The 24,800-nt window shown below is 71.1% G+C and carries 20 protein-coding genes; 14 read left to right on the top strand and 6 right to left on the bottom strand.

Going from position 1 to position 24,800, the window contains the following annotated elements; all coding sequences use genetic code 11:
• Window positions 1-5 precede the first annotated feature (5 nt).
• On the bottom strand, window positions 6-491 hold the full coding sequence (locus EDF53_RS17970) for a DUF3515 family protein (RefSeq protein ID WP_123294810.1): 486 nt from the start codon (window positions 489-491) through the stop codon (window positions 6-8).
• A gap of 33 nt (window positions 492-524) precedes the next feature.
• Here EDF53_RS17970 and thiL point away from each other — a divergent pair, with 33 nt between their 5' ends.
• Entirely contained in the window at window positions 525-1,511 is a 987-nt protein-coding gene (thiL, locus tag EDF53_RS17965; protein ID WP_123294846.1) for a thiamine-phosphate kinase, read from the top strand.
• 217 nt (window positions 1,512-1,728) lie between these two features.
• Here the strand turns inward: thiL and EDF53_RS17960 are convergent, their stop codons facing one another.
• Window positions 1,729-2,292: an RsmD family RNA methyltransferase gene (locus EDF53_RS17960; RefSeq protein ID WP_123294845.1), complete on the bottom strand. Its 564-nt coding sequence runs from the start codon at window positions 2,290-2,292 to the stop codon at window positions 1,729-1,731.
• Window positions 2,293-2,378: 86 nt separating this feature from the next.
• Between EDF53_RS17960 and EDF53_RS17955 the strand changes: the two genes are divergently transcribed.
• From EDF53_RS17955 to EDF53_RS17925, 7 genes are all read left to right on the top strand, one after another.
• Window positions 2,379-4,607, top strand: a complete 2,229-nt coding sequence (locus tag EDF53_RS17955) for an ATP-dependent DNA helicase RecG (protein ID WP_123294844.1) — start codon at window positions 2,379-2,381, stop codon at window positions 4,605-4,607.
• A gap of 43 nt (window positions 4,608-4,650) precedes the next feature.
• On the top strand, window positions 4,651-5,136 hold the full coding sequence (coaD, locus tag EDF53_RS17950; protein WP_111086053.1) for a pantetheine-phosphate adenylyltransferase: 486 nt from the start codon (window positions 4,651-4,653) through the stop codon (window positions 5,134-5,136).
• 130 nt (window positions 5,137-5,266) lie between these two features.
• On the top strand, window positions 5,267-5,848 hold the full coding sequence (locus tag EDF53_RS17945; RefSeq protein WP_123294809.1) for a DUF177 domain-containing protein: 582 nt from the start codon (window positions 5,267-5,269) through the stop codon (window positions 5,846-5,848).
• Window positions 5,849-5,903: 55 nt separating this feature from the next.
• Entirely contained in the window at window positions 5,904-6,107 is a 204-nt protein-coding gene (gene rpmF, locus EDF53_RS17940; RefSeq protein ID WP_017888273.1) for a 50S ribosomal protein L32, read from the top strand.
• A gap of 13 nt (window positions 6,108-6,120) precedes the next feature.
• Complete coding sequence (gene rnc, locus EDF53_RS17935) at window positions 6,121-6,846, top strand: ribonuclease III (protein WP_228506018.1); 726 nt, start codon at window positions 6,121-6,123, stop codon at window positions 6,844-6,846.
• A 4-nt stretch (window positions 6,847-6,850) separates the two neighbouring features.
• A complete protein-coding gene (mutM, locus tag EDF53_RS17930; RefSeq protein ID WP_123294808.1) occupies window positions 6,851-7,822 on the top strand; it encodes a bifunctional DNA-formamidopyrimidine glycosylase/DNA-(apurinic or apyrimidinic site) lyase in 972 nt (323 codons plus the stop codon).
• Between the two features lie 68 nt (window positions 7,823-7,890).
• Complete coding sequence (locus EDF53_RS17925; RefSeq protein WP_123294807.1) at window positions 7,891-11,751, top strand: AAA family ATPase; 3,861 nt, start codon at window positions 7,891-7,893, stop codon at window positions 11,749-11,751.
• Between the two features lie 215 nt (window positions 11,752-11,966).
• Here EDF53_RS17925 and EDF53_RS17920 read toward each other — a convergent pair whose 3' ends face one another.
• Window positions 11,967-12,995 (bottom strand): TerC family protein, encoded by a 1,029-nt coding sequence (locus EDF53_RS17920; protein ID WP_111086101.1) that lies wholly within the window; start codon window positions 12,993-12,995, stop codon window positions 11,967-11,969.
• Window positions 12,996-13,212: 217 nt separating this feature from the next.
• Between EDF53_RS17920 and ftsY the strand changes: the two genes are divergently transcribed.
• Together ftsY and EDF53_RS19080 are read left to right on the top strand one after the other, a co-directional pair.
• Entirely contained in the window at window positions 13,213-14,082 is an 870-nt protein-coding gene (gene ftsY, locus EDF53_RS17915; RefSeq protein WP_111086057.1) for a signal recognition particle-docking protein FtsY, read from the top strand.
• Between the two features lie 59 nt (window positions 14,083-14,141).
• The gene (locus tag EDF53_RS19080) at window positions 14,142-14,300 is read left to right on the top strand and encodes a DUF4175 domain-containing protein (protein WP_139199230.1); all 159 of its coding nucleotides are present in this window, start codon (window positions 14,142-14,144) and stop codon (window positions 14,298-14,300) included.
• A gap of 162 nt (window positions 14,301-14,462) precedes the next feature.
• Here EDF53_RS19080 and lipA read toward each other — a convergent pair whose 3' ends face one another.
• On the bottom strand, window positions 14,463-15,446 hold the full coding sequence (lipA, locus tag EDF53_RS17910) for a lipoyl synthase (RefSeq protein WP_111086058.1): 984 nt from the start codon (window positions 15,444-15,446) through the stop codon (window positions 14,463-14,465).
• Complete coding sequence (gene lipB, locus EDF53_RS17905) at window positions 15,443-16,189, bottom strand: lipoyl(octanoyl) transferase LipB (protein WP_123294806.1); 747 nt, start codon at window positions 16,187-16,189, stop codon at window positions 15,443-15,445. Before lipB ends, lipA begins: the two co-directional genes overlap by 4 nt.
• 89 nt (window positions 16,190-16,278) lie before the next feature.
• Between lipB and EDF53_RS17900 the strand changes: the two genes are divergently transcribed.
• Entirely contained in the window at window positions 16,279-16,962 is a 684-nt protein-coding gene (locus tag EDF53_RS17900; RefSeq protein WP_148058386.1) for a hypothetical protein, read from the top strand.
• 43 nt (window positions 16,963-17,005) lie between these two features.
• On the top strand, window positions 17,006-18,559 hold the full coding sequence (ffh, locus tag EDF53_RS17895; protein WP_123294804.1) for a signal recognition particle protein: 1,554 nt from the start codon (window positions 17,006-17,008) through the stop codon (window positions 18,557-18,559).
• A gap of 472 nt (window positions 18,560-19,031) precedes the next feature.
• Here the strand turns inward: ffh and EDF53_RS17890 are convergent, their stop codons facing one another.
• On the bottom strand, window positions 19,032-20,171 hold the full coding sequence (locus EDF53_RS17890; RefSeq protein WP_185021103.1) for a glutamate--cysteine ligase: 1,140 nt from the start codon (window positions 20,169-20,171) through the stop codon (window positions 19,032-19,034).
• Window positions 20,172-20,290: 119 nt separating this feature from the next.
• On the opposite strand from EDF53_RS17890, the gene aroA reads away from it, so the two are divergent.
• Window positions 20,291-23,584, top strand: coding sequence for a 3-phosphoshikimate 1-carboxyvinyltransferase (gene aroA, locus EDF53_RS17885; protein WP_123294802.1), 3,294 nt, complete (start codon window positions 20,291-20,293; stop codon window positions 23,582-23,584).
• A complete protein-coding gene (locus tag EDF53_RS17880; protein WP_123294801.1) occupies window positions 23,581-24,750 on the top strand; it encodes an acyl-CoA dehydrogenase family protein in 1,170 nt (389 codons plus the stop codon). Before aroA ends, EDF53_RS17880 begins: the two co-directional genes overlap by 4 nt.
• Window positions 24,751-24,800: the final 50 nt, after the last annotated feature.

The following is a 24,800-nucleotide window of genomic DNA, read 5'->3' as shown; positions in this document are numbered from 1 at the left end:
GTGTGTCAGCCCTGCACGTCGGAGGGGTCCAGGCACTTGTGCCCGTCCTCCGGCAGCGTCGACACCGCCGTCGCGATGTCCTGCAGCACCGCGCTGCCGGTCTTCGACGTGTCGACGACGACCTGCACTGCCGGGGACCGTCCGAACGTCGTGTAGACGATCTGCTTCCCGCGGTCGTCGCGGATCCAGTCGACCGACCCGAGCGTGACGCACGGCAGGTCGGACACGGTCGGCACGGCCACGCCGCAGTGGTACAGCGCGGCCTCGGGGTCGCCCCAGGCCGCGGTGGACTGTGCGTTGGTGTTCCGCAGGTCGTACGTCGAGTCGACGGTCGCGGGCAACCGCACTTGTGCGGCCGCGCACGCCGCTGCGTTCGCGGAGGGTGCCGCACTCATGCCGACGGAGTTCGTGCACCCGGTCAGCCCTGCCGCGAGGGCGATCACGACCCCCGCGATCGCGAGGGTGCGAGGGGTGCGGCGCGCGGTGTCCATCGCGGTCCAGGCTACCGTTCTCGTGTGGACGCGATGTACGACGCCTGGGCCGGACCGACCGTGGGGGAGCTCGGTGAGCTGGTCGTCCTCGACCGGATCACGAGCCGGCTGCCGACGGGCTCGCCGCTCGTGGGGCCCGGGGACGACTGCGCCGTCGTCGCCGCTCCCGACGGCCGGTTCGTCGTGACGACGGACATGATGGTGCACGGCCCGGACTTCCGGTGGGCGTGGTCCTCGCCCGAGGACGTCGGCTGGAAGGCCGCCGCGACGAACCTGTCGGACGTCGCGGCGATGGGCGCGGTGCCGAGTGGCCTCGTCATCGCCCTCGCTGCACCGCAGGACACCCCCGTGGCGGTGCTCGAGGGCATCGCGGACGGGTTCCGCCTCGCTGTCGACGCCCTCGCGCCCGGCTGCGGTGTGGTCGGCGGCGACCTCTCCACCTCGGCGACCTTCACGGTGGCGGTGACGGCGTTCGGCGACCTCGGTGGTCGCGCCCCGGTGCTCCGGTCAGGCGCTCGTGTGGGCGACGTCGTGGCGGTCTCCGGCGAACTCGGTCGTGCTGCCCGCGGGCTCGCACGGCTCTTCCGTGACGGCGTGGACGCGCAGGGCGAGCCGGACCGTGCAGCGACGGTGGCGAGCGGTGCGGACGCCGATCCCGACGTCGACCGCCAGCGCCGACCCGTGCCCCCGATCAGCGACGGGCCCCTCGCTGCTGCGGCCGGGGCGACGGCGATGCTCGACCTGTCCGACGGCCTGGCGATCGACGCCGGGCGGCTGGCCCGTGCGAGCCGGGTGACGCTCGACCTCGATGCCGACGCCCCGCTCGACGAGGTCGCGCTGCACGGTGGCGAAGACCACGGCCTGCTCGCGACCTTCCCCGCCGAGGCCCTGCTGCCGGGTGGCTTCCGCCGCATCGGTGTCGTGCGCGACCGCGGCGACGCGGACCTGCTGCGCGCCGGTTCCCCGGTGCCGACGACCGGCTGGGACCCCTACGCCGACTGGGACGGCGCCGCCGGCTGACCCGCCCTGCCCGACGTCGGACGGCGGCAACGTGGCGGAGCCGAGCCGGGCCTCCCGGTCAGTGCGCGCGCATCTGTCGACGGAACACGCGTCGATCACCTGGCGTCCTGTCGGAAGATGCGCACGCATCCGATGCATGCGCATCTTGCGACACGGCACGCGTCGATCGACTGGTGGATCGTCGCGAAACGCGCCCACCCAGCGACGCCCACGCAGCTCAGCCCGCGGCGGCCACGGCCTCCCACGCCACGGTCTCGCCGTAGCTGCGCTTGCTGAACGGCTCGAGCCCCGCGGGCCACGTCGGTTCGGCGGAGCGCTTGCTCCGCTCGACGACCACCACGGCACCGGCGGTCAACCGCGGCACGAGCGTCTCGAGCACCTCGGCGATCTCGTGCTCGGTCACGTCGTACGGCGGATCGATGAAGACCAGGTCGAACGTGCGCACCGTCCCGCGCAGGTACCCGAGCACCGGCTGCGGCTGCACGTCGATCCGCACCCCGGGGATCCGCTGCTGCACGGCCTTCGCGTTCGCCCGGCACGCCTGCGCCGCGGCCGACGCGCGGTCGACCAGCACGACCTCGACCGCACCGCGCGACGCCGCTTCGAGCCCGAGGGCGCCGGTGCCGGCGTAGAGGTCCGCGACGGAGGTGTCGTCGACGAGCCCACGGGCCTCGAGCGACGAGAACAGCGCCTCGCGCACCCGGTCGCTCGTCGGCCGGGTGCCGGACTTCGGCACACGGAGCGTCGTGTTGCCGGCGGCGCCGGCGATGATGCGGGTCATGCAGCCACCGTATCGGCCGGCGGCGTCGTCCACAGGCCGGACGGGAGGCACGTGGCACGTCGGTCGTGCCCGGTACCGTGGTGTCCGTGGTCACCACCGGAACCCCCGCTGCGCCGGCCGCGCCCGACCTCGGTCCGGCGCCCCTCGACGCGCGGCTCGCGAACGTGCTCGGTGGTCGGACCGCGTCCGCGATCCAGAAGGCGTTCGGCCACCGCACGGTGGGGGAGTTCCTCGAGCACGCACCCCGGCGCTACGCCGAGCGCGGGGCCCTGACGGCGCTCGACTCCCTGGCGATCGGCGAACCGGTCACCATCGTGGCCGAGGTGGTCGACGTCCGCGAGCGCACGATGCGCGCCCGTCGCGGATCGATCCTCGAAGCCAAGATCGGCGACGGCAAGGGGCTGCTCACCCTGACGTTCTTCAACCAGGGCTGGCGCACCAAGGACCTGGTGCCCGGTGCCCGCGGCATCTTCTCCGGCAAGGTCAGCGACTACCGCGGTGCCCGCCAGCTCGCCCACCCGGACTACGAGCTCTTCGACCCCGACGACCCCCGCGCCACGGCCGAACCGGGTTCGGACGAAGCGATCCGGTGGTCGCGGCAGCCGATCCCGATCTACCCGGCGACGGCCTCGCTCACCTCGTGGCAGATCGCGAAGTCGATGAGCATCGTGCTCGACACCCTGCCGGACCTGCCCGACCCGGTACCGGCCTCGGCGCGTAGCCGGCTCGACCTCGTCCCGTTCCGTCGGGCACTCGAGCTCCTCCACCGCCCCGAGAAGGTCGCGGACTTCAAGCGCGCACAGGACGCCCTGCGCTACCGCGAGGCGTTCGTGCTGCAGACCGCCCTGGTGCAGCGCCGGATCCGCGCCCGACGCACCGCGGCGACCCCGCGGGTGGCGGCTCCCGGTGGCATCCTCGAGCGCTTCGACGCCACCCTGCCGTTCACCCTGACCGACGACCAGCGTGCCGTCGGTGCCGAGATCGACACCGACATCGCCCGCACCTGGCCGATGCACCGGCTGGTGCAGGGCGAGGTCGGCTCGGGCAAGACCCTCGTGGCCATCCGCGCCATGCTCACGGTGGCCGAGTCCGGTGGGCAGTCCGCCCTCATCGCCCCGACCGAGGTGCTGGCCGCGCAGCACCTGCGGTCCATCGTGAAGTTCCTCGGACCGGACCTCGCGGCCGAGCTCCGACCGGTGATCCTGACCGGGTCGCAGTCCACCGACGAACGCCGGCGGGCCCTGCTCGCCGCGGCGTCGGGCAGCTCGCGGCTCGTGGTCGGCACCCACGCCCTGCTCGGCGACCGCGTCGACTTCGCCGAGCTCGGGCTCGTGGTCGTCGACGAACAGCACCGCTTCGGCGTCGAGCAGCGTGAAGCGCTCCGGACGAAGGGCGCAACCCCGCCGCACGTCCTGGTGCTCACCGCCACCCCGATCCCACGCACCGTCGCGATGACGGTGTTCGGTGACCTCGACGTCTCGACGATCACCGGGCTGCCCTCCGGTCGTGCGGGCGTCGAGACCTTCACGGTCCCGCTGGCGGAGCACCCCGGGTGGGAGTCCCGCATCTGGTCCCGGATGGCGGAGGAGCTCGACAAGGGGCGTCAGGCCTTCGTGGTCTGCCCCGCGATCGACGACGCCCACGCCGAGGACGACGGCGAACCCGCGCCCGCCGAGTCCGAGGACGACGCCCCCAAGCGCGCCCCGGCGACCGTGCTCGCCACCGCCGAGCGGATGCGCACGATGCCCGTGCTCGACGGCCGGCGGATCGCGGTGCTGCACGGCCGGATGACGGCGGACGAGAAGGACCGCGTGATGACGTCCTTCGCCGCCGGCGACCTGGACGTCCTCGTCGCGACGACCGTGATCGAGGTCGGTGTCGACGTGCCGAACGCCGCGATGATGGCCGTGCTCGACGCCGATCGCTTCGGCGTCTCCCAGCTGCACCAGCTGCGCGGCCGCATCGGCCGTGGGCAGTGGGCGGGCGTCTGCCTGCTCGTCACCACCGCCGAGCTCGAGACCACCTCGCGCGAGCGCGTCGACGCGGTGTCCGCCTCGGACGACGGCTTCGAGCTCGCCCGGGTCGACCTCGAGCTCCGGCGCGAGGGGGACGTGCTCGGCGAGCGGCAGTCGGGCGGCCGGTCGTCGCTCAACCTGCTGCGCGTGGTCGAGCACGCCGACCTCATCGTGGACGCCCGTGGCGAAGCCGAGCGGGTCCTCGAACCCGATCCCGAGCTCGACGGGTCCCCGGCCCTGCGCGAGGCACTGGCACGCCGCCTCGACGAGTCCGACGCGGCGTTCCTCGGCAAGAACTGACCCCGAGCCGGACGCCCCGGCACGGACCGGTATCGTCGCTGCCATGGCGCAGATCGCGGTGGTCCCCGGTTCCTTCGACCCCGTCACGCTCGGGCACCTCGACGTCATCGGTCGAGCTGCCGGGCTGTTCGACGAGGTGCACGTGCTCGTGGTGCACAACCCGGACAAGAAGCCCGCGATGTTCGAGGCGGTCGACCGCGTCCGGCTCATCGAGGAGTCCCTGGCCGAGGTCGGCACGCCGGGAACGGTCCGGGTCGGGGAGTGGACCTCCGGGCTCCTCGTCGACTACTGCCGGCAGGTCGGGGCGAAGGTGCTCGTCAAGGGCGTGCGATCGGGCGAGGACGTCGCGTACGAGACCCCGATGGCGATCATGAACCGGCACCTCGCCGACGTCGAGACCGTGTTCCTGCTGCCCGACGCCTCGCGCTCCCACGTGTCGAGCTCGCTCATCCGCCAGGTGTCGACGCTCGGCGGCGACGTCACCCCCTACGTGCCGAAGGCCGTGGCGGCAGCCCTCGCCGCACGCTGAGCCGGACGCCGAGCCGCACGCCGAGCCGCGCGCCGAGCCGGAGGCCCGGCCGGCCGACGCGCGGACACACCCCCGCCTGCCTCGACTCTCGGCTGCGTTCACGCTAGGGTTGACGATCGTGTCTTCCCACGTGAACAGCCCCTACGCCCTGCGCGTGCGCGACCTGGCGCACCGTCCGGGCGAGATGCGCGAGCACTCGCTCGACATCGTGGTGCCGGACGCGCTGGGAGCCGGTGTGATCGCGGTGCGCGAAGGTGCTCCGCTGCGCATCGACCTGCGGCTCGAGGGCCTGCACGAGGGTGTCCTCGTGTCCGGTCACGCCTCGGCCGACGCGACGGGGGAGTGCTCGCGCTGCCTCATCGACATCAGCGAACCCGTCGAGGTCGATTTCGCCGAGCTGTTCGCGTATGATACCTCGGAGGATTTCGACTTCTTCGTTCGCGATGACCACGTGGACTGCGAACAGGTCGTTCGAGATGCGGTGGTGCTGGCGCTGCCGTTCCAGCCGGTCTGCCGACCGGACTGCCCAGGCCTCGACCCGGTGACGGGCGAGCGACTGGCCGACCTCGATGAGCAGCCCGTTCACGAGACCCTGGACCCGCGCTGGGCAGCCCTGACCGGCATCCAGCTCGAAGCAGCCGAGCGTGCCGCCCACGGCGACACCACCGACACGAAGACCACCGAGGGCGAGGAGCGGGCCGAGGCCGAGTAGGCCCCGACACCGCCAGCCCCCGTACCGACCACCGACCAACCGAAAGAGATTCACCATGGCCGTTCCCAAGCGCAAGCAGTCCCGTGCGAACACGCACGCCCGTCGTTCGCAGTGGAAGGCCACGCCGATCCAGCTCGTCAAGACGATCGAGAACGGTCAGGTCACCTACAGCCTCCCGCACCGCGCGAAGGTCGTCGAGGACTCGGCCGGCACCCCCCTGTACATGGAGTACAAGGGCCGCAAGGTCGCTGACGTCTGATCGGACCGAACGCATGACGACGACGTCCGGCGCCACGGGGTCCCGCCCCGTGGGGCCGGACGTCGTTCGTCTGCAGGGCCAGCTCGGGGTCGACATCGACCTCGAGCTGCTCCAGCTCGCCCTGACACACCGCTCCTACGCCTACGAGCACGGGGGCATCAAGCACAACGAGCGCCTCGAGTTCCTCGGCGACTCGATCCTCGGCCAGGCCGTGACCGTGAAGCTCTACCGGTCCTTCCCCGACCTCGACGAGGGTGACCTCGCGAAGCGTCGCGCCAGCCTGGTGTCGACGGTCGCCCTGGCCGAGATCGCCCGGATGATCGGGCTCGGCCAGTACCTGCGCCTCGGCAAGGGCGAGGAACAGACCGGCGGCCGCGACAAGTCGTCGATCCTCGCCGACACCGTCGAAGCCGTCATCGGTGCCACCTACTTGTCCGCGGGCCCCGACCCGGCGACCGACCTGGTGCTCCGCCTGGTCGAGCCGCTGATGATCGACCCCGACCGCTTCGGCGCCGCGATGGACCCGAAGACGAGCCTGCAGGAGCTCGCGGCGAGCCTGTCGCTCGGCAACCCGGCCTACCGCGTCACCGAGACCGGCCCGGACCACGACAAGACCTTCAGCGCGACCGTCGTCCTGCAGGGCGAGGACATCGCCGTCGGCACCGGCTCGAGCAAGAAGGCGGCCGAGATGTCCGCGGCGCTCGACGCCTGGACCCGGCTGTCCGGCCGAGCGGCCTGACCGCGTGCCCGAACTCCCCGAGGTCGAGGTCGTCCGCGCCGGCCTCGAACCCGCGGTCAGCGGCGCTCGGGTGCTGCACGTCGACGTCGTGGACGAGCGCGCGCTCACCCGGCACGACGGCCCGGCCGAGGACTTCGCCGACCGCCTGACCGGTCGCACGATCGCCGCAGCGGTCCGTCGGGGCAAGTTCCTCTGGATGCCGTTGCAGCCCGAGCACGAGGGCGACCGGCCCGAAGCGCTCGTCGCCCACCTCGGCATGAGCGGCCAGATCCTGCTCGGCCGCGATCGACCGGCGGCGAAGCACCGCCGCATCCTCATCGACGTGCAACCCGTCGGCACCGACCGCGACGGCATCGCCGAACCCGCGGTCGAGCTCGAGTTCGTCGACCAGCGCACCTTCGGCTCGATGGCGATCGACGCGATGGTGCCGACGGTGGACGGCGCCCCCGCCGGGTTCGCCGGGCACGTCGACGCATCGGACCCCGACGCCGCGTGGCGCCGGAGCGTGCCGCAGCAGGTGTCGCACATCGCCCGCGACCCGCTCGACCCCGCGTTCGACGACGACCGCTTCACCGCCATCGCCCGGAAGCGTTCGAGCGGCATCAAGCGGATCCTGCTCGACCAGGGCGTCGTGAGCGGCATCGGCAACATCTACGCCGACGAGTCCCTCTGGGCTGCGAAGCTGCACTACGACCGCCCGGCCGAGCGGCTGACCCGTGCCGACCTCGCACGCCTGCTGCACGAGGTGCGCAGTGTCCTCCGGCGTGCGCTCGAGGACGGCGGGACGAGCTTCGACGCCCAGTACGTCAACGTCAACGGGCAGTCCGGGTACTTCTCGCAGCGGCTGAACGTCTACGGACAGCAGGGGAAGCCCTGTCCCCGCTGCGGCACGACGATCGTGCGCGAGGCCTTCATGAACCGGTCGAGCCACATCTGCCCCGTGTGCCAACCGCGTCCCCGCGCCCGCACGCGTTAGCCTGACGCCCAGCAGCACAGCCCAGCAGCGGCCCCGCCGCAGCACGCGTGAGCACACTCGGAGACCGCATGTACTTGAAGAGCCTGACCATCAAGGGGTTCAAGTCCTTCGCGCAGCCGACGACGTTCGCGTTCGAGCCGGGCGTCACGTGCATCGTCGGCCCGAACGGCTCGGGCAAGTCCAACGTCGTCGACGCCCTGGCCTGGGTGATGGGGGAGCAGGGGGCGAAGACCCTGCGCGGCGGCAAGATGGAGGACGTCATCTTCGCAGGCACCTCGACCCGCGGGCCGCTCGGCCGCGCCCAGGTGCTGCTGACGATCGACAACACCGACGGGCTGCTGCCGATCGACTACTCCGAGGTGACGATCGCGCGCACGCTGTTCCGCAACGGCGGCAGCGAGTACGCCATCAACGGCGAGAACTGCCGGCTGCTCGACGTGCAGGAGCTCCTGAGTGACACCGGCCTCGGCCGCGAGATGCACGTCATCGTCGGGCAGGGGCAGCTCGACAAGGTCCTGCACGCCACCCCGGAGGACCGCCGCGGCTTCATCGAGGAAGCCGCCGGCATCCTGAAGCACCGTCGCCGCAAGGAGAAGACCCTCCGGAAACTCGACGCGATGCAGACGAACCTGACCCGCCTGTCCGACCTGGCGGGCGAGATCCGGCGCCAGCTGAAGCCGCTCGGCCGCCAGGCCGAGGTCGCGCGCAAGGCCCAGTCCGTCGCCGCCGTCGCGCGGGACGCCAAGGCCCGCATCCTCGCCGACGACGTCGTCCGGCTGCGCCGCGAACTGCACGACCACCAAGAGGTCGAGGCGGGCCGCAAGTCGGAGCGAATCGTCCTGACCGAGCGACTCGACCAGACCCGGGTCCGCCAGCAGCACGTCGAGCAGAGCATGGTCGGCGACGACGTCGATCGCGCCCGGACCGTGGTGCACCGCCTGGAGAGCGTGCAGGAGCGCCTGCGCGGGCTGTCCAGCCTGGCGAACCAGCGGCTGATGTTCCTGGCGCAGCAGGCCGACGCCCCGCAGCAGGGCCCCTCGATCACCCCGGAGCGGGTGGCCGGTGTCCGTGCCGAGGCCGATCGGCTCGCCGCCCGCGCCGACGAGATGCAGGGCGGCTCCGCGGAGACCGCCCGTGCGGTGCAGGCCGCCCGTGACGCGCTCGACGCCCTCGACGAACGCATCGCCGCGCAGGCCGCCCGCGTCTCGCAGCACGACCTCGAGACGCAGCGGCTGGCGAACGCCGTCGACGTGGCCCGGTCGAAGCGCGGGTCCACGGTGGCGGACCGTGAGCGTCGCCAGCGGGCCCTCGCCGAGGCGGGCGAACGCGCCGAGCGTGCGACGGCGGCCCTCGCCGAACTCGGCACCGATCCGTCCGAGGGCGTCGACGACGAAGCCCTCGCCACCACGCTCCAGGCGGCTCGTGCGCAGCTGGAGACCGCGCAGGCCGCCCGCGACGAGCAGCGCGACCGGCTGCACGCCCTCGAGCGCGAGCGGGACGCCCTCGACGCGCGGGTCGCGGCGCTCGGCATGTCGATCGACGTCCGCGACGGTTCGCAGGCGCTCATCGACGCCGGACGCGCGGGCATCGTCGGGCGTCTGGCCGACGCGCTCACGGTGGCGCCCGGGTTCGAGGGCGCCGTCGCCGTCGCGCTCGACGGGCTCGCGGACGCTGTCCTCGCCGACGACCGGTCGGTCGCGCTCGATGCCGTCGACCACGCCCGCTCCGCGGACATCGGACGCATCGACGTCGTCGTCGCGGACGCCGAGGGTCTCCCCACGGACCTGCCGGACACGCTGCCGGCCGGCGTCCGCCGGGCCCTCGACCTGGTGCAGGGCCCGCCGGCGATCGCCGCGATCCTGCGGAACACCCTGATCGCGGACGTCCCGGAGAGCGAGGGCGGGCACGCGGACGGGCACGCGGACGCGCACTCCGGCACGCTCGACCTGGAGGCCGTGCTCGCCGCCGCCCCGCACGCGACGGTCGTCACCCGGTCCGGTGACCTCGTGCGCGCCGTCCGCGTCACCGGCGGCGGGGAACGCGTGACCTCGCGGATCGAGCTCGTCGCGGAGCGCGACGACGCCGTGACGCGACGCGACGCCATCAGGGCGGACGCCGAGGACGCAGCCACGGGCCTCCAGGCAGCACGCACCGCCGTCGAGGACGCACGCCGCCGTGCGGACGAAGCCGACACAGCATCCCGCGCGCACGCGAAGGCGACGGCCGAGTACGACCGGGCCAGCGCCTCGACGCGGGCGAAGGCCGAGAACGCAGCGGCCGAGGTGGAGCGCCTGCGTGCCGCCCTCGCCGAGACCGACGGCGCCGTCGAGGTCGTCGACGCCGCCCTGGCAGAGGCCGAGACGGCACACCGCGCGTTCACCGAGCAGGAGCGACCCGTCGTCGACGCCTCCGAGCGTCCGGGCCTGCAGGACGCACTCGAGGCCGCACGCGCCGCCGAGGTCGAGCAGCGCATCCAGGTGCAGACCGTGCGCGAGCGTGTCCGCGCCGAACGGCACCGCGCCGACCAGCTCGAACGCCAGCTCGAGGCCGAGCGCGCGGCGGCAGAGGAAGCAGCGCGCCGTGCGGTGATCCGCCGCGGGCAGATCGAGACCGCCGAAGCCGTCCTCGCCGACCTGCCGGGCGTGCTGGGCGCCGTCGACCGGTCGCTGGCCGAGGCACGCGTGCAGCTCGCGACCGAGGAGTCCGAACGGTCGAAGCGCAACACCGAACTGCAGGCGATCCGGAACGAGGAGCGCGAGCTCCGCGACCGGCTGCAGACGATCACCGACGGCGTCCACTCGCTCGAGATGGAGATCTACGAGAAGAAACTGCACGTGTCGGGCGTGCTCGACCGGGCGCTGAGCGATCTCGGGCTGACCGAGGCCGTGCTCGTCACCGAGTACGGGCCGACCGTGCCGGTGCCGGTCGACGTGCTGGTGGACCCGCGGGTGCTGGCGCGGAAGCACCGCGACGCCGAGCGCGCTGCTGCGGCGGCGGCTGCAGCCGCGTCCGACGCGTCCGACACGGCGCCGGTCGACAGCGACACGGCGCCGGTCGACGGCGACACGGTGCCGGTCGGCGATGCCGACACCGACATCGCCCCCGACGACGGCACGGCGGACCTCGACACCAGCCCCGGCGACGACACGGTGGCGCTCGTCGACGCCGAATCGACCCTGCCCGGCGGCCCCGCCCTGCCCGAGTTCGACGTCACCGACGAGGTCGACCCCGCCGACGTCGAGACCGTGCCGTACGTCCGCGCCGAGCAGGAACGCCGCCTGCAGGCCGCCGAACGCGACCTCGGCCGGCTCGGCAAGGTGAACCCGCTCGCGCTCGAGGAGTTCCAGGCGCTCGAGCAGCGGCACGCGTTCCTCGCCGAGCAGCTCGAGGACCTGCAGAAGACCCGCACCGACCTGATGACGATCATCGACGAGCTCGACACGAAGATGCAGACGATCTTCGAGTCCGCGTTCAACGACACGAAGGACGCCTTCGACGTCATCTTCCCGATCCTGTTCCCGGGCGGCTCCGGCTCGATCAACCTCACCGACCCGACCGACCTGCTCGGCACCGGGATCGACGTGCAGGTGAAGCCCGCCGGCAAGAAGATCGACCGCCTGACGCTGCTGTCCGGTGGCGAGCGGTCCCTGGCCGCAGTGGCGCTGCTCGTCGCGATCTTCACCGCCAGGCCGTCGCCGTTCTACATCATGGACGAGGTCGAGGCCGCCCTCGACGACGCCAACCTCGGTCGCCTGCTGACGGTGTTCGAGCGGCTCCGCGAGTCCTCGCAGCTCATCGTCATCACCCACCAGAAGCGCACGATGGAGATCGCCGACGCCCTGTACGGGGTGTCGATGCGGCAGGACGGCGTGTCCGCCGTCGTCGGGCAGCGGGTGCAGAAGCGCGAGCCCGCCGACGCGGTCGCGTAGCCGGCTGGCTGGCTGGCTGCGGTCGCGCGCCGCGAAAGCGACAGATCTCCGCCAACAGTTCGCGGCAATCTGTCGCTTTCATGGAGAGGATCGTGGGCCCGCGACGAGATCTGTCGCTTTCGTAGCTCTGGTCGCGACCACGGACAGACGGGAGGCACGGTGCCAGCTGGCACCGTGCCTCCCGTCCGTGTTGCCGCCCGTCCAGGGCGTGACGCTTACTCCGCGTCGGCCGCGACCGACTCCTTCGGCTCGCCCGTCGGGGTGAGCCCGCGCTCCTGGCGCTTCTTCGAGACGACCAGCGAGGCGGTCGTCGCGACCGCGATGGTCAGCAGGATGAAGCCCAGCGAGAACCAGATCGGGATCTCCGGCGCCCACTCGATGTGCTCGCCACCGTTGATGAACGGCAGCTCGTTGACGTGCATGGCGTGGAAGACGAGCTTCACACCGATGAAGCCGAGGATGACCGCGAGGCCCTGGCCGAGGTAGATCAGGCGCTCGAGCAGTCCGGCGATCAGGAAGTACAGCTGCCGCAGCCCGAGCAGCGAGAACGCGTTCGCGGTGAACACGATGAAGGCGTCCTGCGTGAGCCCGAAGATCGCGGGGATCGAGTCGAGCGCGAACAGCACGTCGGTGAGACCGATCGCGACCATGACGAGCAGCATCGGGGTGAACAGGCGCTTGCCGTCGACCTTGGTGGTCAGGCGGTCGCCGTCGTAGTGGTCCGAGGTCGGGATGATGCGCTTCAGGATGCGGATCAGGCGGGAGTCGCCCTCGTCGCCACCGTGGTCGTTGCCGCTGCGGGCCTGCGACCACGCGAGCCAGAACAGCAGCGCACCGAACAGGTAGAACACCCACGAGAAGTTCTCGATGATCGTGACGCCGAGGGCGATGAAGATGCCTCGGGCGACGAGGGCGATCGCGACGCCGACGAGCAGGACCTTCTGCTGGAACTCCTTCGGCACGGCGAAGCTCGTCATGATGATGAGGAAGACGAACAGGTTGTCGACCGACAGCGCCTTCTCGGTGAGCCACCCGGCGAAGTACTCCCCGCCGGCCTGTCCGCCGCCGAAGACCAGGATGCCGAAGCCGAACAGGATCGCGAGTCCGATGTAGAACACGGACCAGAACGCGGATTCGCGGATGTGTGGCACGTGCGGGGTGCGCACGTGCGAGTAGAAGTCGAACACCAGCAGGGCGAGGATGCCTGCGATGGTGAGGAGCCAGACGAAGAGTGGGACGTCCACGGTTTCCTTCAGGTAGGGCGCGCCGCTGATGTGCGGGTACGCCGAGGCCTGAAGGTCTCTTCCGCCGTGTCGCACCGGAACCGGTGCTGCACGACCGGCGCCCCGGGTCCGGATCGTTCCGGGCCGTACTGACGGGGTCACCGAGAGGGAATACTCCCCTTCGTGAGACCGAGCATACCGGGCACAGCGGACATGCGCCGCGCTCTAAGCTGGGAGCATGGCGAGTTCCTGGTCACTGTCCTCACGGCTGCGCGGCCTCTTCCAGCGCAAGACGATCGACGAGACCACGTGGGAGGACCTCGAGACCGCGCTGATCGGCGCCGACTTCGGTCCGGACATCTCCGAGGCGATCATCGAGGACCTGCACGCGCGCGTCGACCGCTACGGCACGACCGACCCGGCCGACCTGCAGCGCATGCTGCGTGAGGTGCTCGAGGAACGGCTGTCGAAGCTCGACACCACGCTCAAGCTCAGCGCGCGGCCCGCCGTCGTGCTCGTCGTCGGGGTGAACGGCGTCGGCAAGACCACGACGATCGGCAAGTTCGCGAAGTTCCTGAAGACCTACGACCGCACGGTCCTCGTCGGTGCGGCCGACACCTTCCGTGCTGCCGCGGTCGAGCAGGTCGCGACCTGGGCCGAGCGCGCCGGCGTCGACGTCGTCCGCCCGTCGCAGCCCGGGCAGGACCCCGCCTCGGTGGCGTACCAGACCGTCGAGAAGGCGATCCGCGACAACACCGAGATCGTCGTCATCGACACCGCCGGCCGCCTGCACACCAAGGCAGGCCTGATGGACGAGCTGACGAAGATCAAGCGCGTCGTCGAGAAGCAGACCGAGATCAGCGAGGTGCTGCTCGTCCTCGACGCCACCACCGGGCAGAACGGCCTGGCCCAGGCGCAGGCGTTCATCGAGGGCGCCGGGGTCACCGGCCTCGTCATCACCAAGCTCGACGGCTCCGCGAAGGCCGGGTTCGTGCTCAGCGTGCAGGAGAAGACGGGCATCCCGATCAAGCTCATCGGGCAGGGCGAGGGCATCAACGACCTGACCGGTTTCACCCCGCACGTGTTCGTGCAGAACCTCGTCGGCTGATTCCGGGTACTGTCTCCGCAGTACAGGGATCGTCCAGGTACACCGGAAGGAGCCCTTCAATGCCAGCACTCCTGATCATCGCGATCATCGTCGGCCTCGTCCTGCTCTTCAGCGGCATCTTCGTCGGTGCGCTGAAGTTCCTGCTGTGGGTCGGGATCGTCCTCATCATCCTGGCCGTCATCGGCTGGCTCCTCAGGAGCATCCGCGGTCGCGCATAGCGCTCGCGTCGCCCTGAACGGGCGGATGGACGAACGGGAGGCACGGTGCCAGCTGGCACCGTGCCTCCCGTCTGTCCGTGGTCGCGACCAGTGCCGCGAAAGCGACAGACTGCCGCGAACTGTCGGCGGAGATCTGTCGCTTTCGCGGACCGGTGGCCGGCTTCAGACGGCCTGGCGACCCGGCGCCGCGTCGAGCAGGTGCGACAGGTGCTCGGGAACCGAGCCGCCGCGCGCGACCGTGGCGCGTGCCCACAGGCGTCCGGCGCGGTACGACGACCGGACGAGCGGGCCGGCGAGGACCCCGGCGAAGCCCATCTCCTCGGCGACCTCACGCAGCGCGACGAACTCCTCCGGCTTGACCCAGCGCGCCACCGGCAGGTGCCGCGGCGACGGGCGGAGGTACTGCGTCAACGTGATGATGTCCGTGCCGGCGTCGAACAGGCGTTGCAGGGCGTCCTCGATCTCGATGCGCTCCTCGCCCATGCCGAGGATCAGGTTCGACTTCGTGACGAGCCCGGCGTCGCGGCCCTGCGTGATGACGTCGAGGGAGCGCTCGAACGTGAACGCCGGTCGGATCCGCTTGAAGATCCGCGGCACGGTCTCGACGTTGTGGGCGAAGACCTCGGGGCGGGCGTCGAACACCTGGCCGAGCTGGTCCGGGCGGCCGTTGAAGTCCGGCACCAGGATCTCGACGCCGGTGCCGGGGGAGTGCTCGTGGATCTGGCGGATGGTCTCGGCGTAGAGCCAGGACCCGCCGTCGGGCAGGTCGTCGCGGGCGACGCCGGTCACCGTGGCGTACTTGAGTCCCATGGACACGACCGAGTCGGCGACCCGGCGGGGCTCGTCGCGGTCGAGCGGCTCGGGCTTGCCGGTGTCGATCTGGCAGAAGTCGCACCGGCGGGTGCACTGGGAGCCGCCGATCAGGAACGTGGCCTCGCGGTCCTCCCAGCACTCGAAGATGTTCGGGCAGCCGGCCTCCTGACAGACGGTGTGCAGCTGCTTGTCCTTGACCAGGGCGGACAGCTCGCGGAACTCCGGGCCCTGGGTGGCACGGGTCTTGATCCACCCGGGCTTCGTCTCGATCGGGGTCTCGGCGTTGCGGGCCTCGACGCGGAGCATCCGGCGGCCTTCGGGGGCGAGGGTCATACGAGGGTTTCCTGTCGTGCGGGCGCGGTGCTGGGGGACGTGGTGTCGGCGGTCGTGATGCGGGCCGTCGTGGTGCTCTGGGCGGCGCTGCCGATCCGGTGGCCGGTCCGCATGCCGTGTTCGGCAGCGCGGATGCGGTCGACCACGGTGTCGGCGAGGTCGTCGACGGTGACGGGCCGCCCGGCGGCGGCGCTCAGCGTCGTCACCCCGGCGTCGGCGATGCCACACGGCACGATCGCGGCGTAGGCGTCGAGTGCGTTGTCGCAGTTGATCGCGATGCCGTGGGTCGTCACGCCCTCGGCGACGTGCAGCCCGATGGCGCCGACCTTGGCGGGCGGCGTGCCGTCCGCTCCGCGGACCCACGCGCCGCTCCGGCCGTCGATGCGCCGCGCGTCCACCCCGACGGTCGCCGCCGCGTCGATGATGACCTGCTCGAGGTCACGCACCCACGCCACGACGTCGATCGGAACGGCCAGTCGGACGATCGGGTAGGCCACGAGCTGCCCGGGGCCGTGCCAGGTGATGCGCCCGCCGCGGTCGACCTCGACCACCGGCGCGCCGTTCGTCGGCAGGTCGGACGGCTCGGTGCGGCGGCCAGCGGTGTACACGGACGGGTGCTCGCACAGCACGAGAACCCCGGGGGAGCGGCCGGCGACGACGTCGGCGTGGAGGTCCCGCTGCAGCGCGAGTCCCTCGGCGTAGTCGAGCAGCCCGGCAGGCCGCACGATCTCGAGTTCCGGCATGCGAGCGAGCCTACGACGGTTTCTGGACGGAGTACAACAACACGGACGACCTTGACCTGAACCGTGGTTGAGGGCTTCGGATGGCGGACATGGACATCCGCCAGGCACAGCTCGCCACCCGCTCGCTCGACGACACGGCCCGGTTCTGGGAACGGCTCGGGTGCCCGGTCGACCGCGCCGACGGAGTGGTCGAGGTCGTGGTGGGGTCGACGCGGCTCCTGTTCCGGGAGCTGCCGGGGATGACCGGTGCGCTGCACCTCGCGATTACGATCCCGGCTGACACGTTCGCCACTGCTGCCGAGTGGATCGCCGAGATCGCGACGGTGCTGGTCGACGCCGACGGCCGTGACGAGTTCGAGGGCCCGCCGAACTGGAACTCGCGATCGGTGTACTTCGAGGGTCCGGACGAGCAGCTGCTCGAACTGATCGAGCGACGGGACCTCGCCGCGGCCGCACCCGCGTCCGGGCCCGCGTCCGCCGCGCCCGCGTTCGCGTCCGCCGTCCCGCTCCTGTCGGTCAGCGAGGTCGGCATCGCCGTGCCCGACGTCCTCGGCGCAGTCGAGAAACTGCGCCGCGCCGGACTCGAGCCCTACGCCAACCCAGCAGGCGAGGGCTTCGCCGCGGTCGGCGACGTCGACGGTCTCGTCATCCTGGTGTCGCCGGAGCGGCGGTGGTTCCCGACCGCTGACCGCCTGCCGTCGACCGCGCCGGTGGTCCTCGACGTCGGGCTGGACGCCCCGGTCGAGCTCACGCCTGGCGTGCTGCTGCGCTGACCGACCGGGACCCGCGCTCCGAGCCTTGTAGAATCGACGGATCATGGCGCAATTCGGTTCACTCTCCGATCGGCTGACCGAGACCTTCCGCAATCTGCGGAGCAAGGGTCGGCTGACTCCGTCCGACGTCGACGGCACCGTCCGCGAGATCCGGCGGGCGCTCCTCGACGCCGACGTCGCGCTCGAGGTCGTCAAGGCGTTCACCGCAGCAGTGCGCGAGCGTGCCCTCTCCGACGAGGTCAACCGCGCGCTGAACCCGGCGCAGCAGGTCGTCCAGATCGTCAACGAGGAACTCGTCGGCATCCTGGGCGGGCAGCAGCGTCGCCTCGAGTTCGCGAAGAAGCCGCCGACGGTCATCATGCTCGCGGGTCTGCAGGGTGCCGGTAAGACGACCCTCGCCGGCAAGCTCGGCAAGTGGCTCAAGAAGGACGGCCACACCCCGATGCTCGTCGCGGCGGACCTCCAGCGTCCGAACGCCGTGCAGCAGCTGCAGGTCGTCGGCGAGCAGGCCGGCGTCCACGTCTTCGCTCCGGAGCCCGGCAACGGCGTCGGTGACCCGGTCAAGGTCGCCAAGAACGCCATCAAGGCCGCGGTCGACCAGCAGTACGACACCGTCATCGTGGACACCGCCGGTCGTCTCGGTGTCGATGCCGAGCTGATGAAGCAGGCCGCGAACATCCGCAAGGCCGTCGACCCCGACGAGGTCCTGTTCGTCATCGACGCGATGATCGGTCAGGACGCCGTCGTCACGGCCCGCGCGTTCCAGGAAGGCGTCGACTTCACCGGTGTCGTGCTGTCGAAGCTCGACGGCGACGCCCGTGGTGGTGCGGCACTTTCGGTGGCCAGCGTCACCGGTCGCCCGATCATGTTCGCCTCCACGGGTGAGGGCCTCGACGACTTCGAGCCGTTCCACCCGGACCGCATGGCGAGCCGCATCCTCGACCTTGGCGACATCATGTCGCTCATCGAGCAGGCCCAGTCGGCCTTCGACGAGGACGAAGCCCGCGCGGTCGCCGAGAAGATCGCGTCCGACTCGTTCACGCTGAACGACTTCCTGCAGCAGATGCAGCAGCTCCGCAAGGCCGGCTCGATCAAGGGCATGCTCGGCATGCTCCCGGGCGCCAAGGGCATGCGCGAGGCGCTCGACAACTTCGACGAGCGCGAGATCGTGCGCACCGAGGCGATCATCCAGTCGATGACGCCGAAGGAGCGCGAACTCCCGAAGCTCCTGAACGGATCGCGCCGACTCCGCATCGCCAAGGGTGCCGGCTCCACGGTCACCGAGGTCAACGCCCTCGTGAACCGGTTCGAGCAGGCCGCGAAGATGATGAAGACCGTCGCCCGCGGTGGCGTGCCGCAGATGCCGGGCATGGGTCCGATCCCGGGCATGCACGGCGGCAAGAAGCAGCAGCAGGGCGGCAAGAAGAAGTCGAAGGTCGGCAACCCGGCCAAGCGTGCGGCGATCGCCGCCGGTACGGCTGCCGCTCCGCAGCAGGCACCGAAGGGCTCCGGCCTCGGCCTCGGCGGTGCCGCCAAGGGCGGCAAGGCGCCGACCGAGGAAGAGCTCGCGAGCCTGCAGAAGTTCCTGGGGCGCTAGTCGCGACCCCCTGACGGACGGGAGGCCCGGTGCCAGCTGGCACCGGGCCTCCCGTCCGTCTGCGCGCACGTCGCGACGTTCTTTCCCAGAACGGGCGCGATGGAACGCGGAATCGGGCGTACCTGGTCGAAAGAAACGACCAGGTATGCCCGGATCGACCAGGTGTGCCCGGAGCGACCAGGTCGGTGGGCGCGGACGGGAGGCGCGGGGCGGGCTCGTGACGTTCCTTCCCAGAACGGTCGCGATGGAAAGCCGAATCGGGCGTACCTGGTCGAAAGAAACGACCTGGTGCGCCCGGATCGACCAGGTGTGCCCGGAGCGACCAGGTCGGTGGGCGCGGACGGGAGGCGCGGGGCGGGCTCGCGCCGCTCTTTCCCAGAACGGGCGCGATGGAAAGCGGAATCGGGCGTACCTGGTCGGAAAAAACGACCCGGTACGCCCGATTCGACCAGCTACGCGGAACGGCCCGGGGTCACAGGGACTCGCGGAACTCCGTCACCAGGTGGCGGACGACCTCGCGCAGGTCGCCGCCGTGCTCCTGCGCAACCCGGAGCTGCCGCTGGTACGACGCCCCGTTCGCGATCATCGTGTCGAGGTGGTGCAACTCCTGCTGGCAGCCGAGCCGCTCGGCCACCGGGTCGAGCCGCTGCACCAGGTCGTGCACCTCGTCGGTCACGAGCCGCTCGTCGCCGGCGGCGTTCGTGATGATCTCGGCCTCCATGCCGTAGCGGGCGGCGCGCCACTTGTTCTCGCGGATGAACCACGGCTGCATCGTCGGCAGGTTCTCGCCGGCGTCGAGTCGGTCGGACATCGCGGTGACCAGGCACTGCACGAGCGCGGTCACGGCGCCGACCTCGTGCAGGGTCGAGATGCCGTCGGAGACCCGGTTCTCGAGCGTCCCCCACTTCGGCGACGGGCGGATGTCCCAGCGCAGGTCCTTCACGCTGTCGATGACGCCCGTGCGCGTGAGGTCGCTCACCACCTCTTCGAAGTTCGCCCACGCACCGAGTGCCGGCGGCAGTCCACCGGTGGGGAGTTGCTGGAACATCAGCGCGCGGTTCGAGGCGTACCCGGTGTCGATGCCGGCCCAGAACGGGCTCGATGCGGTGAAGGCCTGCAGGTGCGGGACGTACGCGAGCATCGCGCCGAGGATCGGCAGGGCCTTGTCGCGGTCGTCGATGCCGACGTGCACGTGGACGCCCCAGATGAGCATCTGCCGGCCCCACCAGCGCGTCCGGTCGATCAGGGTCGTGTAGTGCTCGCTGTCCGGGGTGATCTCCTGCTGGTCCCAGACGGCGAACGGATGCGTGCCGGAGCACATGACCTGGGCGTCGAGCGGTTCGGCGGCGTCGATGACCTCGCCGATGATGCCGGACAGCTCGCTCGTGGCGTCGCGGACCCGTGAGTGCACGCTGGAGACGACCTCGACGGTGTTGGTCAGGAGTTCCTCGGTCACCCGCTCGCGATCGCCGAGTCGTTCGTGCACGGCCGCGATGACGGCAGGGGCACGGGGCGCGAGGTCGCCGGTCGACAGATCGACCAGCGGGAGCTCCCACTCGACGCCGATGGTCGACGGAGGGGACTCGGTGAAGCGGATGTCCATGCTGTACATCCTGCCCGGAAGGTTGTCGGACACGCACAACGACGGCGGCTTCTGGTCGTGCGGATCCGATTCACAGTAGTTCCACACCGGGCGTACCGTTGATATGTACAGAGCAGGAAGAGGTACGCATGCAGTTGGTCGTGCGCGGCACGTCCGCACCCCTCGTCGGGGAACTCGACGTCCCCGTCTCGAAGTACCACGCGCACCGCGCGCTGGTGCTCGCGTCGCTGGCGAAGGGGACGAGCATCGTCTCCGGCATCAGCGCCACCCGCCAGGTCGAGTGGACCGTCGGCACGCTCCGCGCCCTCGGCGTCGACGTGAAGCGTCGCGGGGACGAGTACCACGTCACCGGGCTCGGCGGCCGGTACGAGGCCACCGACGTCGTCGACCACGGGTCCCGTGGCGCCGACGGCATCCTGAACATGGGGTCCTCCGGAACCACGCTCTACTTCATGACGGGTCTGGCGTCGCTCGCCGACAAGCCGATGACGCTCGTGGGCATGAAGTACTTCCAGCGCCGGCCCATCAAGGCACTGCTGACCTCGCTGACCCAGATGGGCATCGAGCTCGAGGCGACGAACGACTGCCCGCCCGTCACCGTCCAGCCGAAGCGCCCCCGCGGCGGCGACGTCACGATCGCCGGCACCCTGTCGCAGTGGGTCTCCGGCCTGCTCCTCGTGGCCCCGTTCGCCGAGCAGGAGACCCGGATCCACATCACCGGCGACCGGCTCAACGAGCAGCCCTACGTCGAGCTGACCGTCCGGATGATGCGAGAGTTCGGCCTGACGGTCGAGGTCTCCGACGACTGGCTCGAGTACCGGATCCCGGCGAACCAGCAGGCCACCCCGCACGACTACGTCATCCCGCCGGACATCGGGTCCGCCGCGTTCGGCATCGCCGCGGCCGGCATCCGCGAGTCGAACCTGCTCCTGCGCGGCATGACGGCCTTCACCACCGCCGAGACCGACCACCCGGAGAGCGAGTTCCTCGACCTCGCGACGGCGATGGGCGTCCCGATGCGGATCGACGAGGAGACCGGGTTCGTGCGCATCGAACACGACGGTTCCCCGCTGCGACCGCTCGACATCGACTGCCAGCCGATCCCCGACCTGCTGCCGGTCCTGTCGACCATGGCCACCTTCGCCGAGGGCACCACCCGGCTCTGGAACGTCGCCCACATCCGGTTGAAGGAGTCCGACCGCGTCGCGGCGATGCTGCAGCTCAACCGCATGGGTGGCCGGGCCGAGCAGGGTGCCGACGAACTCCGCGTCACCGGGGTCGGGGCCGAGGGACTCCACGGCGCGCAGATGTCGTCGTTCAACGACCACCGGGTCCTGATGTCACTCGCCGTCGCCGCCTCGAAGGCGCGCGGTACCTCGGGGCTGACCTACCCGCGGGCCTACCGGATCTCGTACCCGACGTTCCTCGAGGCGATGAACTCCGTCGGCCTCGAAATGGAGGTCGGCGACGCCCTCGCCGCGCAGATCGCCCGCGACGACCGGGCCGACGCGGCCGAGGCCGCCGCGATCGCAGACGAGCGCACCGACCTCGGCGAGCGCACCGATGGCGAGCGCGCCGATGGCGAGCGCACCAATGGCGAGCGCACCGACGGTGAGCCCGCCGACGGTGAGCGCGCCGGCGGCGAGCGCGCCGACCTCGACGAGCAGCACCCGGTCGCTCCCACGACCCCGGAGCCGCTCGCGCTCGCCGGTGTCGACGCGGACCCCCTCGTGCTGAGCGAGAAGGTCCGCGCGCTCGCGACCACCGATCCCGACGGCCTCGCGGTCATCGAGGTCGGCGGCGCAGCACCCGTGAACACCACGTGGCGGGAACTGCAGGACGAGGCCGACAAGGTCTCCGCGCTCCTGCTCGAGCTCGGGGTCCGCACGGGCGAGTCGGTCGCCATGCAGTTGCCGAACTGGCGCGAGTTCGTCTCCATCACCCTCGGCGCGATCCAGATCGGAGCGGTCGCGACGCCGATCATGCCGGTGTTCGGACCGCGCGAGACGACGATGACGCTCGCCCGGTCCCGCGCCCGTGTGGTGTTCCTGCCGAACGTGTTCCGCAAGCGCCGGCCCGCTCTCGAGCTCCTCGACGTCATCGACGAGGCGAAGGCCCAGCAGCGCCGGCTGTCGGTCGAGCACGTGATCGTGCTCCGGTCCGAGGCGCGCGGCCAGGTCGACGCCCCGACGAACCAGCCGCCGCTGCCGGCCGACGCCCTGGACCGGGTGGCCACGAGCGACTGGCACTGGCGCTACTTCGACAACGCCCTCGACGCCGTGCACGTGGACGTCGACGAGATCACCTCGCGCGCGCCGGGCCCGGACGACGTCTGCCAGCTGCTGTTCACGAGCGGCACGACGGGGGAGCCGAAGGGCGTTCAGCACCCGCACCGCACCCTCGGGCTGGCCACGGCCATGCACGTCGCGCAGTCGGGCTTGACGAGCGCGGACCGGATCTACATCCCGTCGCCGCTCGCGCACCAGACCGGGTTCCTGTACGGCATGCTGCTGGCGTTCCGGCTCGGTGCGCCGCAGGTCATCCAGCCGGTGTGGGACGGCACCGTCGCGCTCGAGCAGGCGTTCGGCGTCGCGCAGGCGTCGTTCGTGCAGTGCGCGACCCCGTTCCTGACCGACCTCGTCGACCTCGTCGAAGCCGGTGCCGCCCAGCCCGAGTCGCTGCGGATCTTCGTGCCGACCGGTGCCGCCGTGCCGCGGGCCCTCGCCCAGCGGGCCGCGACGGTGCTCGGCACGGCCATCCTCGGCGCCTTCGGCACGAGCGAGACCTGCCTCGGCGCCCTGTCCAGCCCGATCGACGACCCGGCGGCAGCGTACGGGCACGACGGTCGTGCGCTGCCGGGCATCCGGATCCGGATCGTCGACGACGAGGGCCACGAGCTCCCCGCCGACACCGAGGGCAACTTCGAGCTGCACTCGCCGACGATGTTCGACGGGTACCTCGACCGCCAGGACCTGACCGACGACGTCTTCACCGAGGACGGCTGGTACAAGACCGGCGACCTGGCGAAGGTCGACGTGAACGGCTTCCTGTCGATCACCGGCCGGATCAAGGACGTCATCAACCGCGGTGGCGAGAAGATCCCGGTCGTCGAGATCGAGAACCTGCTCTACCAGCACCCCCTGGTCACCGACGTGGCGATCGTCGCGATGCCGGACCCCCGACTCGGTGAGCGTGCGTGCGCGTTCGTCGTGCCGGCTGCCGGTGCCGAGCGGCTCGACTTCGCGGCGATGCAGCAGGCGCTCGACAAGGCGGGCGTGAGCAAGTACTACTGGCCAGAGCGGCTCGAGTCCATCGACGAACTGCCGCGCAACGCCGTCGGCAAGGTCCAGAAGAACGTCCTGCGTGAGCAGGCAGCCGCGCTCGTCGCCGCGAGCACCACGAAGGAGAACGAGACACGATGACGCTGGTCATGGAAACCGCCACCGAAGCCGCCTTCCAGCAGCTCAAGGCCGAGGTCACCGAGTGGGTCCGCGGCCGCGGTGAGGAGTGGGCGGACGAGATCGAGCGCACCGGCCGGGTCGCCCCGGAGCTGTTCCAGGAGCTCAAGGACAAGGGGTGGCTCAGCCTCGCCGCCCCGACCGAGCTCGGCGGACGGGCCATCCCGTTCTCGCGCTACCTCGAGATCATGGAGATCGTCTCGCGTTCGCACGCGTCGATCCGGATGCTCGTGCACGTCGTCAACGGCACCTGGCGCGCGATGGCCCCCTACGCGACGCCGGAGCAGATCGAGCAGGTCGTCAAGCCGAGCGTCGCGGGTGACAAGCTCGTCGCGTTCACCCTGACCGAGGCCACGGCCGGCACCGGCGCGGACATCCGCACCACCGTCCGCCGCGAGGGCGACACCTACGTCATGAACGGTGAGAAGCACCTCATCACGTTCGGCGTGCAGGCCGACTACTGGCTCATCGCCGCCCGCCTCGAGGGCACCAGCGGCCAGGACGGCACGGTCGCGTTCCTCATGCCGAACAGCGGGCTGCCGGGCGCCGAGGTGATCGACGACTCCGACACCATGGGCATCCGGGGCACCGACCACGCGATCCTGCGCTTCACCGACGTGCCCGTGCCGGCCAGTGCGCTGCTCGGCGCCGAGGGCCAGGGGCTCGAGGTCGCGCTCGGCGGCTTCCTGCTGCCGAGTCGCGTGTCCGTCGCGATGAGCGCCGTCGGCCTCGCCGAGCGTGCGAACGAGCTCGCCGTCGAGTACGCGAACAAGCGCGAGACGTTCGGCAAGCAGCTGTCCAGCCGCCAGGCGATCCAGTTCTACCTGGCCGAGAACTACGCCGACATCGCCGCCGCCCGCGCCCTGGTGCTCGAGGCCGCCCGCGCCTACGAGGAGGACCGCCCCGACGCGGGCACGTTGTCCAGCGCCTCGAAGATGGTCGCGGTCGACATGCTCGCCCGCGTCACCGACAAGGCCCTGCAGGTGCACGGCGGCCAGGGCTACTGGAAGCGCAACGCGATCGAGCGTGTCTACCGCGACGCGCGCGCGCAGCGCTTCGAAGAGGGCACCAACGAGATCCAGAAGCTGGTCGTCGGCCGCGCCGTCGTCACCGGCAAGGCCGGGTTCTAGACAGCAACCACCCACCGGACGGGAGGCCCGTGGCGGGGCCCGCCACGCGC

Origin of the sequence: Curtobacterium sp. PhB78 (assembly GCF_003751685.1) — a bacterium.
Taxonomy (GTDB): domain Bacteria; phylum Actinomycetota; class Actinomycetes; order Actinomycetales; family Microbacteriaceae; genus Curtobacterium.
Note: the sequence above shows the minus strand (reverse complement) of the source record. Positions and strands in the feature narration are given on the sequence as shown.